General features: G+C 64.7%; 16 protein-coding genes. 8 read left to right on the forward strand and 8 right to left on the reverse strand.

All coding sequences use genetic code 11. From position 1 onward, the window contains the following. Nucleotides 1-163: 163 nt before the first annotated feature. Entirely contained in the window at nt 164-541 is a 378-nt protein-coding gene (locus tag F2P44_RS03130; RefSeq protein WP_229423348.1) for a hypothetical protein, read from the reverse strand. Nucleotides 542-811: 270 nt separating this feature from the next. On the opposite strand from F2P44_RS03130, the gene ompR reads away from it, so the two are divergent. Both ompR and F2P44_RS03140 read left to right on the forward strand, forming a co-directional pair. Next, nucleotides 812-1,513, forward strand: coding sequence for an osmolarity response regulator transcription factor OmpR (gene ompR / locus F2P44_RS03135; RefSeq protein WP_229423363.1), 702 nt, complete (start codon nt 812-814; stop codon nt 1,511-1,513). After that, the gene (locus tag F2P44_RS03140) at nt 1,513-2,886 is read left to right on the forward strand and encodes a sensor histidine kinase family protein (protein WP_370662628.1); all 1,374 of its coding nucleotides are present in this window, start codon (nt 1,513-1,515) and stop codon (nt 2,884-2,886) included. The genes ompR and F2P44_RS03140 overlap by 1 nt, the downstream gene beginning before the upstream one ends. 7 nt (nt 2,887-2,893) lie before the next feature. On the opposite strand, the gene F2P44_RS03145 is transcribed toward F2P44_RS03140, so the two are convergent. Then, a complete protein-coding gene (locus F2P44_RS03145) occupies nt 2,894-4,339 on the reverse strand; it encodes a flavin-containing monooxygenase (RefSeq protein WP_167084944.1) in 1,446 nt (481 codons plus the stop codon). Next, entirely contained in the window at nt 4,336-4,887 is a 552-nt protein-coding gene (locus tag F2P44_RS03150) for a hypothetical protein (protein WP_167084946.1), read from the reverse strand. The genes F2P44_RS03145 and F2P44_RS03150 overlap by 4 nt, the downstream gene beginning before the upstream one ends. Nucleotides 4,888-5,047: 160 nt before the next feature. Here F2P44_RS03150 and F2P44_RS03155 point away from each other — a divergent pair, with 160 nt between their 5' ends. Further along, the gene (locus tag F2P44_RS03155) at nt 5,048-5,416 is read left to right on the forward strand and encodes a YXWGXW repeat-containing protein (protein ID WP_167084948.1); all 369 of its coding nucleotides are present in this window, start codon (nt 5,048-5,050) and stop codon (nt 5,414-5,416) included. A 64-nt stretch (nt 5,417-5,480) separates the two neighbouring features. Here the strand turns inward: F2P44_RS03155 and F2P44_RS03160 are convergent, their stop codons facing one another. After that, entirely contained in the window at nt 5,481-5,828 is a 348-nt protein-coding gene (locus F2P44_RS03160) for a hypothetical protein (RefSeq protein ID WP_167084950.1), read from the reverse strand. Nucleotides 5,829-6,006: 178 nt separating this feature from the next. Beyond that, the gene (locus F2P44_RS03165) at nt 6,007-6,318 is read right to left on the reverse strand and encodes a thioredoxin family protein (protein WP_167084952.1); all 312 of its coding nucleotides are present in this window, start codon (nt 6,316-6,318) and stop codon (nt 6,007-6,009) included. 139 nt (nt 6,319-6,457) lie between these two features. On the opposite strand from F2P44_RS03165, the gene F2P44_RS03170 reads away from it, so the two are divergent. Both F2P44_RS03170 and F2P44_RS03175 read left to right on the forward strand, forming a co-directional pair. Further along, on the forward strand, nt 6,458-7,249 hold the full coding sequence (locus F2P44_RS03170; protein ID WP_167084954.1) for an oxygen-binding di-iron domain-containing protein: 792 nt from the start codon (nt 6,458-6,460) through the stop codon (nt 7,247-7,249). A gap of 176 nt (nt 7,250-7,425) precedes the next feature. After that, the gene (locus F2P44_RS03175) at nt 7,426-8,259 is read left to right on the forward strand and encodes an SGNH/GDSL hydrolase family protein (RefSeq protein ID WP_167084956.1); all 834 of its coding nucleotides are present in this window, start codon (nt 7,426-7,428) and stop codon (nt 8,257-8,259) included. A gap of 16 nt (nt 8,260-8,275) precedes the next feature. On the opposite strand, the gene F2P44_RS03180 is transcribed toward F2P44_RS03175, so the two are convergent. After that, complete coding sequence (locus tag F2P44_RS03180) at nt 8,276-9,175, reverse strand: LysR family transcriptional regulator (RefSeq protein ID WP_167084958.1); 900 nt, start codon at nt 9,173-9,175, stop codon at nt 8,276-8,278. A 67-nt stretch (nt 9,176-9,242) separates the two neighbouring features. Continuing rightward, nucleotides 9,243-10,235 carry a hypothetical protein gene (locus F2P44_RS03185; protein ID WP_167084960.1) on the reverse strand — a complete coding sequence of 331 codons (993 nt, stop codon included), beginning with the start codon at nt 10,233-10,235 and terminating at the stop codon, nt 9,243-9,245. A gap of 100 nt (nt 10,236-10,335) precedes the next feature. Between F2P44_RS03185 and F2P44_RS03190 the strand changes: the two genes are divergently transcribed. Both F2P44_RS03190 and F2P44_RS03195 read left to right on the forward strand, forming a co-directional pair. Next, entirely contained in the window at nt 10,336-11,229 is an 894-nt protein-coding gene (locus F2P44_RS03190) for a LysR family transcriptional regulator (protein WP_167084962.1), read from the forward strand. Nucleotides 11,230-11,376: 147 nt separating this feature from the next. After that, on the forward strand, nt 11,377-12,582 hold the full coding sequence (locus F2P44_RS03195; RefSeq protein WP_167084964.1) for an MFS transporter: 1,206 nt from the start codon (nt 11,377-11,379) through the stop codon (nt 12,580-12,582). A 132-nt stretch (nt 12,583-12,714) separates the two neighbouring features. Here F2P44_RS03195 and F2P44_RS03200 read toward each other — a convergent pair whose 3' ends face one another. Beyond that, nucleotides 12,715-13,425: a glutathione S-transferase gene (locus F2P44_RS03200; RefSeq protein WP_167085211.1), complete on the reverse strand. Its 711-nt coding sequence runs from the start codon at nt 13,423-13,425 to the stop codon at nt 12,715-12,717. Nucleotides 13,426-13,582: 157 nt separating this feature from the next. On the opposite strand from F2P44_RS03200, the gene F2P44_RS03205 reads away from it, so the two are divergent. Next, nucleotides 13,583-14,740 (forward strand): iron-containing alcohol dehydrogenase, encoded by a 1,158-nt coding sequence (locus tag F2P44_RS03205; protein WP_167084966.1) that lies wholly within the window; start codon nt 13,583-13,585, stop codon nt 14,738-14,740. Nucleotides 14,741-14,744 lie beyond the last annotated feature (4 nt).

A 14,744-nucleotide genomic window follows, 5' to 3' on the forward strand; every position in this document is an offset into this window, starting at 1 on the left:
AAGTATATTTCGCTATTGGTAAGTTTTTTCTAGCGTAACAGCTTGTGTCGCCCAAAGAAACATTTTGATGCGCAATACTCAACAAATGTAACGTTTGGGCGGGAAGGCGGACAGCGGGGATGGTACCGGCGGGAACGGGCGCCGTGGCGCGCCCGGGAGGGGGTCAGCGGCGCGGCGCGTTCTTGTAGATATCGACGCCGACTTCGTTGATCTGGCGCCGCAGGTCGCGCCGTTCGTCGGGCGTCATCACGCGGCCGCCACGGCGGGCCGCATCGGCCGTGTTCTGGGCATTTTGCTCTTGCTGGGCCTGGAGCTGGCGGCGCTGCTCCTCGGCGCGCGCCTCGAACTGGCGCTGCTGTTGCTGGACGCGCTGGGCATCGACGATGCGCTGGGCGTCGCGTTCCTTGTCGCCAGGGTTGGCCTGGGCCACGGACAGACTGGCGCAAGCGAACAAGCAGCACACGGCGACGCGACGGACGAACGCATGCCCGCAGCGCTGAGCGCTTGCGACTGCCTTGGTTTGAATGTGCGCGTTATTCATCATAATTCCTCTTCCGCGATGCCTGGTAAACATATAAGCTTGACCTGCTTGAGCCCAGTGTATGACCATTTGCACCAAGGCATAAGCCGAATTGGGTAAAGTTTGTAACAGTATGTAATGACCTTCGTGCTGGGTGTTTTATCGGGCGATATGACGTTACCATAGCGACATGAATCTGACAAATCTGACAGCCAAATGAACACACCCTCGACCCCGATCTCAGGCAACAATACAACGCAGGCCAACGCCAATGGCCATGCCGCCAAAATTATGGTAGTCGACGACGACGTGCGCCTGCGCGATTTGCTGCGCCGCTACCTCACCGAACAGGGCTTTTCCGTGGTCACCGCCGAGAGCGCGCCGGCCATGAACAAGCTGTGGCTGCGCGAGCGCTACGACCTGCTGGTGCTGGACCTGATGCTGCCCGGCGAAGACGGCCTGTCGATCTGCCGCCGCCTGCGCGGCGCCGGCGACCAGACCCCGATCATCATGCTCACCGCCAAAGGCGAAGACGTGGACCGCATCGTCGGCCTCGAAATGGGCGCCGACGATTATCTGCCCAAGCCCTTCAATCCGCGCGAACTGGTGGCCCGCATCGGCGCCGTCCTGCGCCGCAAAGGCCCGGACGAGATCCCCGGCGCGCCATCCGAAACGCCGCAGTCGTTCGAATTCGGCCAGTTCGTGCTGGACCTGGGCACACGCACGCTCAAGAAAAATGGCGAAACGGTGCCATTGACCACCGGCGAATTCTCGGTGCTCAAGGTGTTCGCACGCCATGCGCGCCAGCCGCTCTCGCGCGAAAAGCTCATGGAACTGGCGCGCGGACGCGAATACGAAGTGTTCGACCGCAGCCTGGACGTGCAGATCTCGCGCCTGCGCAAGCTGATCGAACCCGATCCATCGTCGCCGCTGTACATCCAGACGGTGTGGGGCCTGGGCTATGTGTTCATTCCTGAAGGCCAGCCACGCTAGTGTTTTCGCGCGATTCGACCACGCCTGACGGCACGCGCCTGAACTGGCTCAGGAGCGGCCTGTTCTGGCGCACCTTCCTGTTGCTGAGCATCCTGACCACGGTGTCCATGGCGTCGTGGATCGGGATGATCAGCGCCGTGCAGCGCGGCCCGCAGGTCGAGCAGACGGCTGACCTGGTGATCTCGGTGGTGACCATCACCAAGGCCGCCCTGACCCACTCGGCGCCCGAACTGCGGCGCGAGCTGCTGTTTGAGCTGGTCAGCAACGAAGGCATCCGCATCTTCACGCTGGAAAGTTCGGACGCGGTCGACCCGCCGCCCGACAGCACCCTGATGCCGGAAATCGAAGCCATCATCAAATCCAAGCTGGGTGCCGACACGCGCTTTTCCAGCCGAGTAAACGGCACCGCCGGCTTCTGGATCAGCTTCAAGATCGACGACGACGGTTACTGGCTGATGCTCGAACGCGAACGCCTCGAAGGCTTGACGGGCGTGCAGTGGCTCGGCTGGGCGACGGTGGTCGGCGCCTTGTCGGTGGTCGGCGCGGCGCTCATTTCGAGCCTGGTCAACCTGCCGCTGGCACGCCTGACCGCGGCCGCGCGCGCCATCGCCCAGGGCAAGAAGCCGGACCGCCTGCCCGAAAAAGGCTCGAAAGAGATCATCGAAGCCAATCGCAGCTTCAACCAGATGGTGGAAGACTTGCAGCAGGTCGAATCGGACCGCGCCGTGATCCTGGCCGGCATCTCGCACGACCTGCGCACGCCGCTGGCGCGCATGCAGCTCGAACTGGAAATGGCCAAGCTCAGTAACGAGGCGCGCGAAGGCATGCAGTCCGATATCGGCCAGATGGACGCCATCATCGGCCAGTTCCTCGACTACGCCAAGCCGACCGAGGCGGCCACCTTCGTGCCGGTCGATATCAGCGACCTGCTGCAGGACACCGCGCGCGAAGCGGAGCGCATGCTTGACATCCATGTGACGACCCATATCGAAGAAGGCGTGCATGTGATGGGCAACGCGACCGACCTGCGGCGCGTCTTCAACAACCTGGTGGAAAACGCGCGCCGCTACGGCAAGACCGAGGGCAGCGATTTTACCGAACTTGATATCTCCTGCCGCATCAAGCCGCATGGCCTGGGCAAGCGCGTGGTGATCGAAGTGCAGGACCACGGCCAGGGCGTGCCGGACGACCATATCGAACTGCTGCTCAAGCCCTTCACGCGCATGGACAGCGCGCGCGGCCAGGCCAACGGCGCCGGGCTGGGGCTGGCGATCGTGGAACGGGTGGTCTCGCGCCACAACGCCGAACTCCAGGTCAGCAACCGTGACGGCGGCGGCCTGCGCATCGCGCTGGTGATGCCACTGGCCAGCTGACGGCGCGTCAGCGCACGATGTAATTGCCGATATCGAAACGGCGCGTGGCCCAGCGGTAGGTGAATGTAAAACCCGGCCAGACCGCGTAATTGCGCCCGCGCCCATCGAGGTACCAGCTTTTGCAGCCGCTGGTCCACACCGTGCCGCGCAGCTTCTTGTGCACCTTGGCGACAAAGTCGCGCTGCACGTCCGCCTTCACCTCGACCGAGTGCAGGCCCTGCGCCCGGATCGCCTTGATGGCTTCAACCACATAATTCACGCTCGATTCGATCATGTAGATCATCGAATTGTGGCCCAGCCCGCTATTCGGTCCGGTGACCGTGAAGTAGTTGGGAAAGCCGGCCACGGCGCAGCCCTTGTAGCAATCCTGGTCGTGCTCGAACAGGCGCTTGCCGCCGCGCCCGCGCACCTCGATGGAGCCGAGCGCATGCCCCACATGAAAGCCGGTCGCGTAAATCAGCACATCGACCGCTCGCTCGGCGCCGTCGGCATCGACGATGCTGTTGGCGCGCACCTCGGCTACCGCGCTGGTGACCAGGCTGACGTTGGGACGGGTGAGCGCCGGGTAGTAGTCGCTCATCACCAGTACCCGCTTGCAGCCCATGGTGTAGTCGGGCGTGAGCTGGCGCCGCAGGAGTGGGTCGGCCACCTGGCGATGCAGGTGGCGCAGGCCGACCGCATGCGCCAGGCGGAACAGGCGCGGCAGGTACAGATAGAGCGGCGCGTTCGCTTCGTAGATCGTGTAGTTGAAGGCGCGGTACAGCAGCCGCAGGGGCGCGAGCATGGTCAACAGCGAACGTTCGCGCGGGCCGATGGCGCGGTCGTGGCGCGGCACGATCCACTGCGCGGTGCGCTGGTAGACGTCGAGCTGCGCCACGATGGGCGCGATGTGCGGCACGAACTGGATCGCGCTGGCGCCGTTGCCGATCACCGCCACGCGCTTGCCGCGCAGGTCGACGTCGTGCTTCCAGCGGCTCGAATGAAACGACGGCCCGTTGAACGTTTCCATGCCGGGCAAGGCGGGTAGCGCCGCGCGGTTCATCGCGCCCAGGGCCGAGACCACGCACTTGGCCGTCAGCGGGCCGGCGCTGGTGTTCAGGGTCCAGTAGCCGCCCTGCTCCTCGAACTGCGCGCCCTCGTAGGCGGTGCCCAGGCGCAGGTGTGGCGCCAGGCCGAAGTCGCGCACGATGGCGCGCGTGTAGTCGAGGAGCTCGGCCTGGCTGGCCAGGCGGCGCGTCCAGTTCGGGTTGGGCGCGAACGAAAACGAGTACACATGGCTGGGAATGTCGACCGCGCAGCCGGGATAGGTATTGACTTGCCAGGTGCCGCCGAACTGCGCGTCCTTTTCGAGGATCACGAAATTGTCGATGCCGGCCTGCTTGAGCCTTACGGCGGCGCACAGGCCACCGAAGCCGCTGCCGATGATGACGGCATCGAACTGGGGAAGCGTCATCGGTTCGGCACGCGCGTCTGCACCAGTTCCGCCCTGAAGCGCGGCTTGCCGTCGCGTTCGAGCGCGTAGCTCAGTTTCAGGCCATCGGGCGAGACGCTCAAGGTCCAGACATTGGTGGCGGCGGCCGGAATCAGGCGCGCGGTATAGGCGTCGGCGTGGAACGCTTGCGCGATGGCGCTGCCGTTGCTGGCGGCCGCGCCGCCGTACATCGTTTGCGCGTCCGGGGTGCCGTCGGCGTGGCGGTGGTCGTGCTGCAGCGTGAGGCCGGATGGTGTGCGGGTGACGATCCAGGTGCGCGAGGTGTCCTCGCCCACGGCGAAGGGAATCCGGATGTCGCTGGCGTTGCAAGCGCTCACCGTGGCGACCAGCTTCTTGCCGGCGAAGGCTGCGCCGCCATCGTCGGGCGCGACCGACGCGCCTTCGTAGACGGCGCCGCACAACTTGCCGAGGTTGGCGAAAAAGGCGTCGCGCGGGTCGGGCGTGTCGGCCGCGCGGCAGGGCAGCGCCAGCGCGCTGGCCAGGACGATGGCAGTGGTGCGCAGGATCATGGGCTTGCTCTCGTGTGGTGATGGTGGCGATGACGATAGGCCTGCGCTCCGCAAAAGTCAACGTTTTAGCAAGCACGCGCTAAGCGCGAATCCGCACATACGTGCATATATGCAAGGGGTATAACGGTACGTCACCGTTCATAACCAGGAGAAGAAGACGATGAAGAAACTGTTAATTGCCGCCCTGATCGCCGGATCGCTCGGCAGCGCCGCCATTCCCGCCAGCTCGGCGGTGATCATCGTGCGCGAAGCACCGCCGCAACCGCGTTCCGAACGCGTGCCGCCACCGCGGCGCGGCTATGTATGGGCACCGGGACACTGGGACTGGCGCAACAATCATCACGTGTGGGTACGCGGTTCGTGGATGCGCGACCGCAGGGGCTACCATTACACCGCGCCGGCCTGGCAAGAGCGTGACGGCCGCTGGGAAATGCAGCGCGGTAACTGGGCGCGTGGACAGCGCGACAATGACGGCGACGGCGTTCCGAACCGTCAGGATGAACGGCCGAACAATCCGAATCGTCAATAATTGATGATGACGGGCTGGCCCGGCGCCACGCGTGGCGTCGGCCCGCGTACTGTTGCCTCAAGCTTCAGCACGGCGACAACTGGCCTCCGCACTGCGTGACGAGGTAGTCGCGCACCGCGTGCACGTCGGTAAACGGCATTTCCCCGATCACCTGGCGGATATGCCGCAATGCATCCCATAAAAATTCATAGTGCCCATCCTTGACCGGCACCAGGCTGTACACGCCTGTGGTGGTGGTGAAAAAGTGACGCTCGTTGGGCACGGTGAATGCCGGCATCAGCGGTGCCCCTTCATCGTCCCAGAAACGCCACAGCGTCGCCTCGACATCGACCGCGTCGCAATAGGCGGACGCGGTCAGCGCGTCGGGGAAGACGAGCAGGGAGCATTCTTCGGTGTCGGCGGCAAAGATCATGATGTCCAATCGTGAGCGCGGGGTGATGCTTTTTGCGGCAGCGCCCGTCCCTTCTCTCAACCGTAACACATAAAACAACATTGCGCGACTACTTGCCGTGCTACCGAACCGCCCACCTTATCAGCCTGCTCCATTTGCACCATCACCTGCGCTCTGGCGCGTGGGAAATGGCGTGGGTCTAGGCCGCCAGCGCCTTGCGCACCGCGCCGGCATCGGCCGGCCGCACCACGCGTGCCACTTCCTGGCCATCTTTCATGACCACCACGGTCGGCCACAGCTTGACCTTGAAGGAACGGCCCAGCGGCCGGCCACTGCCATCTTCCACCTTGATATGGCGCGCGTCCGGAAAGGCGGCCAGCGCCTCTTCAATCAGCGGCGCCGCCGCGCGGCAATGGCCGCACCAGTCGGTGCCAAAGTCCAGCACCACCACGCCCGCCGTGGCGTCGATGTCGCTGCGATCCGGCTGTGCCGGGGAATATGCTGTGCTCATGAGTCTGCTCCTGATGTCATTCGCATAAGCCTACCGCAAAACCGGGCGCATGGCAGCATGCCTCGCATGGTTTGAACCGGAAACATTGCCAATTGCCAATTGAATGGCTACAATAAACCCTTTCATAAGTAGGGTTATCATGGCGATTGAACTGTTCAATAACGGCAAGCACATCTGCCTGATGTTCTCCGACTTGGTCGATGAAGGCGAGGGAGCGTCGGTGCAGTCGAACCAGTTCCTGATCGTTCAGGACGGCACCGGCATCCTGCTCGATCCGGGCGGCGTGCTGACCTACAACGAGCTGTACATGGGCATGAGCAAATACTTTCCGCCCAAGGAGCTGCGCTACGTGTTCGCTTCCCATGCCGACCCCGACATCATCGCCTCGCTGCCGCGCTGGCTGGCCGGTTCGGATACCAAACTGCTGATCTCGTCCATCTGGTCGCGCTTCGTGCCGCATTTTTGCGCGCAAGGCAAGACGGAAGGCCGCATCATCGCCATTCCGGACGAAGGCACCCTGTTGCCGCTGGGCGATACCGAGTTCCAGATCCTGCCCGCCCACTTCCTGCATGCGGAAGGCAATTTCCAGTTTTACGATCCGGTCAGCCGCATCCTGTTCTCGGGCGATATGGGCGCATCGATGTTGCCGGAAGGGCTGGCGATGGAACCGGTGCAAGATTTCGACAAGCACCTGCCCTACATGCGCGGCTTTCATTCGCGCTACATGGTGTCGAACAAGGTCTGCCGCTACTGGGTCGGGATGGTGCGCAAGCTCGATCCGGAATGGATGGTGCCGCAGCACGGCGCGCCGTTCAAGGGCCGCGCCATGATCGCGCGTTTCCTCGACTGGATCGAGACCCTGCCCTGCGGCGTCGACCTGATGACCCAGGAGATGTACCAGGCGCCGCGCAGCATCACCGTCACCCTCTGATAATTGCCGAGGGAAAATAAATATTCCCACGACACGATTGCCGAAGTAATATCGTACTGACATGGCCGGGGAGCTGCCGCCGCTCCCCGGCCGTGCGATGTTGATGCGATGTTGTTGATCAACTGGTCCGCTGCGCGCCTTGCGCGGCGGCAGTCACTTTGGGAGTCACCCTGGAAATGCATAGTCAAAAATGGCTTGTCGCCGCTTGCAGTCTGCTGGTTTTCCACTCCGCGTTCGCCCAGCAAAAACCGTCCCAGCCTCCGCCGTCGCAATTTCCCCTGCTGCTGATCGGCGCCTCGTTCGCCGAAGGTAAAACGCCCTACCACGGTGCCGATGCGCCGCTGGGCGGCATTGCCGTCGGCTTCGGCAATTACCTGAGCTTGGGCCAGGCACTGACCCGCCACCGCAAACTGCCCGGCTATGTGATCAACGAGGCGCAAGCCGGCGCGGGCACCTTTGCCCATCCGTTCTGCGCACCCGGCGCCGCCACCTGCGGACCGGCCGGCTGGGACAGCTACCAGACCCAGCTCGACCGCGCCCTGTCGCGCGTGGCCCTGCCGCCGACCTTTACGTCGTACACGGCCAAGTACGTGGTGGTGACCACTGCGAACGATTGCCTGCACGCGGACGCCGCCGGCGTACCCCAGCCGGAATCGCAGCCATGCACGCTGGCCGACATGAACGCCAGCGTGGATCGCCTTGTTTCGGTAGGCAAGTTTGCGCTGTCGAAAGGCATCACGCCGATCTTCGATGTCGCTCCACAGTATGACAATCTGGATCTGCCGAAGTTCCAGTCCTCGTTCGGGCTGGCGTGGGTGATCGGCGAGCAGGATTACAAGCAGTTGCGCACGCTCGGCGCGACGCGCCTCAAAGCCGAGCTGCCGGGCGCCATCGTGCTCGATATCTGGAAGGATTACACGCATATCGGCGACGGCATCCATCCGGACGACGAGACAGCCGAAAAAGCGGCGGACGTGATCGCCAAGCACTTGCGCAAACTCGACCGCTAAGCGCAAGCGGGCCGGTTCAGCGCGTCAGCACCGTCGCGCCGAGCCGGTCCGCCAGGAAGTCCACCAGCGCCGCCACCCGCGGCGCCAGCGCGCCCTGCTTGTAGAACACGGCCCACACCGGCTGCGACCACGGCAGGGTGAGCGGCGCGAGCACCGGTACCAGCCGGCCCGCCGCGACATCGGCGCGCGTCAGGAAATCCGCCAGGCACGCAATACCGGCGCCGGCCAGCACCAGGTGGCGCAGCGTTTCGCCGCTCGATGCGGTCACGGCCGGCGTCACGCCGACGCCCTCCCCGCCCGCGTCCGCCAGCGGCCAGGTGTTGAGCGAGGCCGGCGCGGTAAAACCCAGCAGGCGGTGCGCACCCAGTTCCCCCACTGTGGCCGGCACCCCATGCCGTGCCAGGTACGATGGCGCGGCCAGCAGGCGCAGGGCGCTGCTGCCGAGACGGCGCGCGTTGAGGCTGGAGTCGGCCAAGTGGCCGATGCGGATGGCCACATCGGCCCGTTCTTCGATCAGGTCGACCAGCGTTTCGCCGCTGGCCAGTTCGAGCCGGATCAGGGGATAGGCATCCAGGAAGGCCGGCACCAGCGGCGCGACCAGATGGTCGAGCGCGGGCGTGGCGGCGTTGACACGCACCAGCCCGGACGGCTGGGAGCGGCGCGCGGACACTTGCGCTTCGGTATCTTCGAGTTCGGCCAGGATCTTGCGCGCGCGGCCGAGCAGCCAGTCGCCCTCTTCGGTCAGGTCCTGGCGCCGCGTGGTGCGGTGCATCAGCGTCATGCCGAGCTGGGATTCGAGGCGGGCAATGGCGCGGCTGATGCCGGATGGCGTTTGCCCGAGCCGCTCGGCGGCGGCGGAGAAGGAACCGGTATCGATGACTGCGGCAAACGCACTCAGCGCTTCGACGTCGATCATTGCTCGCTCTCCCTTGTGTGCGCCCGTGTCAGACGGGCATTGTACGGGAGAGCGGCGGCCGGACGTGTCAGGGAGCCATCGCGGGCATGGCTGCCTGCGCCGGGATCGTTGGCAGGGCAATGCTGCGCAGCGCAAACGGCCCGCTCGCCTGCCCGCGCCGCTTGCCGAACAAGACGCCAAATTGCGATTCGACGACCATCACTTGCCCGTCCCGGACGACGCCGCTGACCGGTTCGGCCAGGTTTTCTGCGAACGAGCTCAAGGTGGGCCGGGGACCGCGCAGGTCGACCATCGTCACCCGTCCGTTGCCACCGGCGATGTCGTTCTCGAAGGCGAGCAGGACGCCGGGGGCTAAGGTGCGCAGCGCATCGCCTCCCGCCAGCGGTCGCGGCAACGGCACCACGACCGGCGTGCCGGCGGCGCCATCGGCATGCAGGGGAACGCGAAGCAGGCGGCCATCCGAAAAAGTGGACAGGTACAACTTGGCCCCGTCGAGCGCCACCCCGTTGCCATTGAACCGGGCGCCGCCCAGCAAGGGGTGCGTGATCCACGGCGTCAGCGTGGACGTTGCGGGATCGAAGCGCAAGATGCGCGGCTGGGCGGTATCGCTAATATATAGCCGCCCATCGGGGCCACGCGCCAGGTCGTTGCAAAAGCCACCCTCGGGCAAGGGCCAGCGCCCCAGCAGGGTGCCTTTGGCCAAGTCGAAGGCGAGCAAGGCTGTGGGGTTCTTGGGCGTTCCGGCAACGCCAAGGTCGGCGCTGCAAGCGTACAGGCGGCCGGCCGCATCGTCCGCCAGCAAGCCCTGCACCGACATCAAGCCGCCCTCCCCGGCCGCGACGAATGGTTCGGCAGCGCTGGCGCCCGGACGGATCTGGACGATGGTCGATTCGGTCGCGCTGCCGGTGAACAAGGTGCCATCCGCGGCGATGGCCAGGCGTTCCGGGAAAAAGCGGGGCGGGAGCTGCTGCGCGGACGCGCCCGCCGCCAGGAGGAGATTGATGCCGAATGCGAACGCTGTACTGCGCGCGCGCAGCGCCATGTGGGGGAGTAAATGCATTGCCGTTTCCTTGTAAGCAGTCGATGAAGGACAGCATGACAGCTTGGGCATTCATGAAAAAGAGCTTGGCGCTCATCAGATAACTGAATATTATTCAGTAATGACCATGATCCATCTGGACGCTTTGTCCGCCTTTGCCGACATCGTCCGATGCGGCAGTTTTCGCGCGGCGGCGGCGGAACGCGCCGTCACGCCATCGGCCCTGAGCCATGCCATGACCAAGCTGGAGCGCGACCTCGGCGTGCGCCTGCTGCGCCGGACCACGCGCGCCGTGGCCCCGACCGACGCCGGCAAGCGTTTGCTGGCCCGCGCCAAGCCGGCCCTCGACGATATCGCCGGGGCGCTGGAAGAGTTGAACGAGGTGCGCGACACGCCGTCCGGACGGTTGCGCATCACCGCACCGCGCATGGCGGCGGCCACCGTGCTGGCGCGGGCGCTGCCCTCGTTCGCGCGCGCCTATCCGCGCATCGAGCTGGAGATCAGCGTGGACGACGGTTTCCAGGACCTGGCGGCGAACGGTTTCGATGCCGGCATCCGCCTGGGAGAAGCCTTGCAGCCAAACATGGTGGCGGTGCCGATCAGCGCGCCGGTGGCGATGGCCGTCGTGGCCGCGCCGGCTTATCTGGAGGCCCATCCGGCGCCCGAAGCGCCGGACGACCTGGCCGCGCACGCCTGCATCCAGCTCAGGCTGATCAGCTCCGGCACCCTGTATGGGTGGGAATTCGAGCGCGTCGCGCAAAAGCGGGTGGTCCACATCGGCGGCAAATTGATCATGGATGATCAGGAATTGATCGTGCGTGCCGCGCTCGACGGGCTGGGTCTGGCGTATTCGGCGCTCGATTACGTGGCACCGCATATCGCGCAAGGGCGGCTGCGCCGCGTGCTGGCCGACTGGACGCCCGAGGGGCCGGGGTTTTGTTTGTATTATCCAAGCCGTAAGCATTTGCCTGCGGCATTGCGCGCCCTGATCGAGCATGTGCGCTACAGCGCGTAAAGCCCCCCCACCGCCCTCCACGAGGCGCATCACTAGCGCCTCCATTCGTGACTCCCAGTCACAAGTCTAGTGTGCCATAGGGCATTTTTCTTCCTTCTCTTTCCGCGCACACTGCATGGCATCGCAAACCGCCTCACTGGAGAATCCATGCCACTCGCACTCTGGGCGCTGACACTCAGCGCTTTCGCCATCGGAACGACCGAATTCGTCATCGTCGGCCTGATCCCCACCATTGCCGCCAGCCTGGGCGTGTCCGTTCCCTCCGCCGGCCTGCTGGTGAGCCTGTACGCCCTGGGCGTGGCCATCGGCGCGCCCGTGCTGACCGCCCTCACCGGCCGCGTGCCGCGCAAGCAATTGCTGCTCGGCTTGATGGCGCTGTTCACCATCGGTAACCTGGTCGCCTGGATGGCCCCCGGCTACTTCGCCCTGATGGCCGCGCGCGTGCTCACCGGCCTGGCGCACGGCGTGTTTTTTTCGATCGGCTCCACCATCGCTACCAGCCTGGTGAGCAAGGAAAAAGCCGCCAGCGCCATCGCCCTGATGTTTACCGGCCTGACCGTTGCGCTGGTCACGGGCGTGCCGCTGGGCACCTGGATTGGCCAGAGCTTTGGCTGGCAGTCGACCTTCCTGGCGGTATCGCTGCTGGGCGTGATCGCCTTTATCGGCAGCTACGTCCTGGTGCCGTCCAGCATCGCCATGAGTCCACCGGCGAGCCTGATGACGCAACTGGCCGTGCTCAGGAAACCGCGCCTGCTGCTGGTGTACGCCATGACCACCCTGGGCTACGGCGGCACCTTCATCGCCTTCACGTACCTTGCCCCGATCCTGCAGGAAGTGTCTGGCTTTTCGGCATCGAGCGTGAGCCTGGTGATGCTGGTCTACGGCGTGTCGGTCGCATTCGGCAACATCTGGGGCGGCAAACTGGCCGACAAGAAAGGCCCGATCAAGGCTTTGCAGATCGTGTTTGCGTTGCTGGCCGTGGTCTTGCTGCTACTGACCTTTACCGCATCGAACATGTGGCTGGCGCTGGGAACGGTGCTGCTGTGGGGCGCAGTTGCCTTCGGCAATGTCCCCGGCTTGCAAGTCTACGTCGTGCAGCGCGCCGAACGCGACGCACCGCAGGCGGTCGACGTGGCATCGGGCCTGAATATTGCCGCCTTTAACGTCGGCATTGCCCTCGGCGCCTGGGGTGGCGGGCTGATCGTGACCCACGTGGGACTGATGGCCACGCCATGGATAGGCGCCATGATCGTGCTCGGCGCGCTGGGACTGACGACGCTGGCCGGCTGGCTCGACCGCCGCGATGGACTGGTGCATGTGGCGGGAACAAGCCGCGTGGTCGCGGCGCACTGAGCACCAGCGTGCGGTCACAAGTTGCGTGGTCGCGGCGCACTGAGCACCAGCGGGCGGCAGCAGGCTGCGGGCTGCGACAGAACCCGCAGCCAATAACATGTCCTCCACCCGACCGGCGCACGCCCGCCGCACTCAGCGGTCAAGCTCGGGGTAATGCCGGAAAATCCCGTCTTCATTAAACGCAATCCGGCGTTTCGACGCCAGATAGGCGGCAATATTCGGCCGCTGTGCCACATGATCATGCAGCGCGGCCAGCCCGGGATAGTCCGGTTCCAGCCGCTTCATGGCCTTGGGAAATGCATAGCGCAAGCCCTCCATCACCTGGAACATCGATAAATCCGCGTAGGACAGGCGCGTGCCCACCAAAAACCCACCACGGCGCTTGGGCTGCTGGAGCACGCCCTCAAAGTAAGACAAGAACTTCGGAATCCGGTTCCCGATAAAATCGGCGGCACGTCGTTTGGCTTCCTTTTTCTGATCCTCGTAATACAGCGACACGCCGACGGGATGATGGGTGTCGTGCGCCTCGTTGACGAGATCGGCAATGGTCAGCTGCAACTGATGCACCCACAAGCGGCCAGCTTCGGCGCGCGGCGCTAGGCCATGGCGGGCGCCGAGGTACAGCAGAATGTTGGCGGTCTGGCCGATGGTCAGCGCGCCGGCCGTCAGAAAAGGCGGCGCGAACGCTGGCGTGGCCTGGGCGGCAAGCGCGGCGGCAACCTTGTCGGCGCCATTTTTCTGGCGTCCCACGTCGATATACCCGACGCCGGCTTCCTCCAGCGCCAGGCGAATGAATTCGCCGCGCCCCTGGATCGTGGGCCAGTAGTAAAGTTCGTACGTCATCGTGCCTCCCTTGCATGGATCAGTCGTGCGGGGATTATGGCCCATCCCGCCGAATGCCCGGCGGACGGCAGCGGCGCCGTTTTCACCCTCCCTACGCAAGAATCCCCTGCTTGAGCGATAATTTGCCACCATTCGTTTGCCCATACAAGGATCCACCGTGCTCAACTTCGACTTCTACAATCCGACGCAGATCCTGTTCGGCCAGGGCCAGATCGCCGCCATCGCCAAACAGATCCCCGCGTCCGCGCGCGTGCTGCTCGTCTACGGCGGCGGCAGTATCAAACAAAACGGCGTGTACGACGACGTGCTGGCCGCCCTGGCTGGCTTCACCGTCACCGAATTTGCCGGCATCGAACCGAATCCCAGCTACGAGACGCTGATGCGCGCCATCGCCCAGGTCAAGGCGGAGAAAATCGACTTCCTGCTCGCCGTCGGCGGCGGATCGGTCATCGACGGCACCAAGTTCATTGCCGCCGGCGCCCTGCTCGACGAAGATCCGTGGACCATCCTGGAAAAGCGCGGTAACAATATCGTCGCCGCCATGCCGTTCGGCGCGGTGCTGACCCTGCCCGCGACCGGCTCCGAAATGAACAGCGGCGGTGTCGTCACGCGCAAGTCGACGCATGAAAAATTCTCGTTCATGAGCCGCAAGTGCTTCCCCAAGTTCGCCGTCCTCGACCCGGGCAAAACGTACTCGCTGCCCGCGCGCCAGGTCGGCAATGGCGTGGTGGACGCCTTTGCGCACGTGATGGAGCAGTACATGACCTATCCGGTGGGCGCCAAGGTCCAGGACCGCTTTGCCGAAGGCCTGCTGCTCACGCTCATCGAAGAAGGCCCGCAGGCACTGGCCAATCCCGACGATTATGACGTGCGTGCCAACATCATGTGGTGCGCCACGCTGGCCTTGAATGGCCTGATCGGCTCCGGCGTGCCGCACGACTGGGCGACCCACATGATCGGCCACGAGCTGACCGCCCTGCACAATCTCGACCACGCCCAGACGCTCGCCATCGTTTTACCGAGCATGCTGCGCGTGCGCAAGGAAGGCAAGCGCGCCAAGCTGCTGCAATTCGCCGAACGCGTGTGGAACCTGTCCGGCGGCGATGAAGATACCCGCATCGAGGCGGCCATCACCCGCACCGAGGAATTCTTCGAGCAGATGGGCGTGAAAACGCGCCTGGGCGACTACGGCCTGGGCGCCAAGGACCTCGACGGTATCTTGGGCGCGCTCGAAGCGCACCGCATGGTCAAACTCGGCGAGCAGCGCGACGTGACGCTCGACGTCAGCCGCAAAGTGCTGGAAATGAGCCTGTAACACA

It is taken from the genome of Massilia frigida, from assembly GCF_011682175.1.
In the GTDB taxonomy this organism is placed as follows: domain Bacteria; phylum Pseudomonadota; class Gammaproteobacteria; order Burkholderiales; family Burkholderiaceae_D; genus Telluria_A; species Telluria_A frigida.

What these genes read in the sequence shown, in the direction of transcription:
- F2P44_RS03130 (WP_229423348.1), bottom strand. Translation starts at nt 541, where the DNA reads ATGAATAACGCGCACATTCAAACCAAGGCAGTCGCAAGCGCTCAGCGC.
- ompR (WP_229423363.1), top strand. Translation starts at nt 812, where the DNA reads ATGGTAGTCGACGACGACGTGCGCCTGCGCGATTTGCTGCGCCGCTAC.
- F2P44_RS03145 (WP_167084944.1), bottom strand. Translation starts at nt 4,339, where the DNA reads ATGACGCTTCCCCAGTTCGATGCCGTCATCATCGGCAGCGGCTTCGGT.
- F2P44_RS03150 (WP_167084946.1), bottom strand. Translation starts at nt 4,887, where the DNA reads ATGATCCTGCGCACCACTGCCATCGTCCTGGCCAGCGCGCTGGCGCTG.
- F2P44_RS03155 (WP_167084948.1), top strand. Translation starts at nt 5,048, where the DNA reads ATGAAGAAACTGTTAATTGCCGCCCTGATCGCCGGATCGCTCGGCAGC.
- F2P44_RS03160 (WP_167084950.1), bottom strand. Translation starts at nt 5,828, where the DNA reads ATGATCTTTGCCGCCGACACCGAAGAATGCTCCCTGCTCGTCTTCCCC.
- F2P44_RS03165 (WP_167084952.1), bottom strand. Translation starts at nt 6,318, where the DNA reads ATGAGCACAGCATATTCCCCGGCACAGCCGGATCGCAGCGACATCGAC.
- F2P44_RS03170 (WP_167084954.1), top strand. Translation starts at nt 6,458, where the DNA reads ATGGCGATTGAACTGTTCAATAACGGCAAGCACATCTGCCTGATGTTC.
- F2P44_RS03175 (WP_167084956.1), top strand. Translation starts at nt 7,426, where the DNA reads ATGCATAGTCAAAAATGGCTTGTCGCCGCTTGCAGTCTGCTGGTTTTC.
- F2P44_RS03180 (WP_167084958.1), bottom strand. Translation starts at nt 9,175, where the DNA reads ATGATCGACGTCGAAGCGCTGAGTGCGTTTGCCGCAGTCATCGATACC.
- F2P44_RS03185 (WP_167084960.1), bottom strand. Translation starts at nt 10,235, where the DNA reads ATGCATTTACTCCCCCACATGGCGCTGCGCGCGCGCAGTACAGCGTTC.
- F2P44_RS03190 (WP_167084962.1), top strand. Translation starts at nt 10,336, where the DNA reads ATGACCATGATCCATCTGGACGCTTTGTCCGCCTTTGCCGACATCGTC.
- F2P44_RS03195 (WP_167084964.1), top strand. Translation starts at nt 11,377, where the DNA reads ATGCCACTCGCACTCTGGGCGCTGACACTCAGCGCTTTCGCCATCGGA.
- F2P44_RS03200 (WP_167085211.1), bottom strand. Translation starts at nt 13,425, where the DNA reads ATGACGTACGAACTTTACTACTGGCCCACGATCCAGGGGCGCGGCGAA.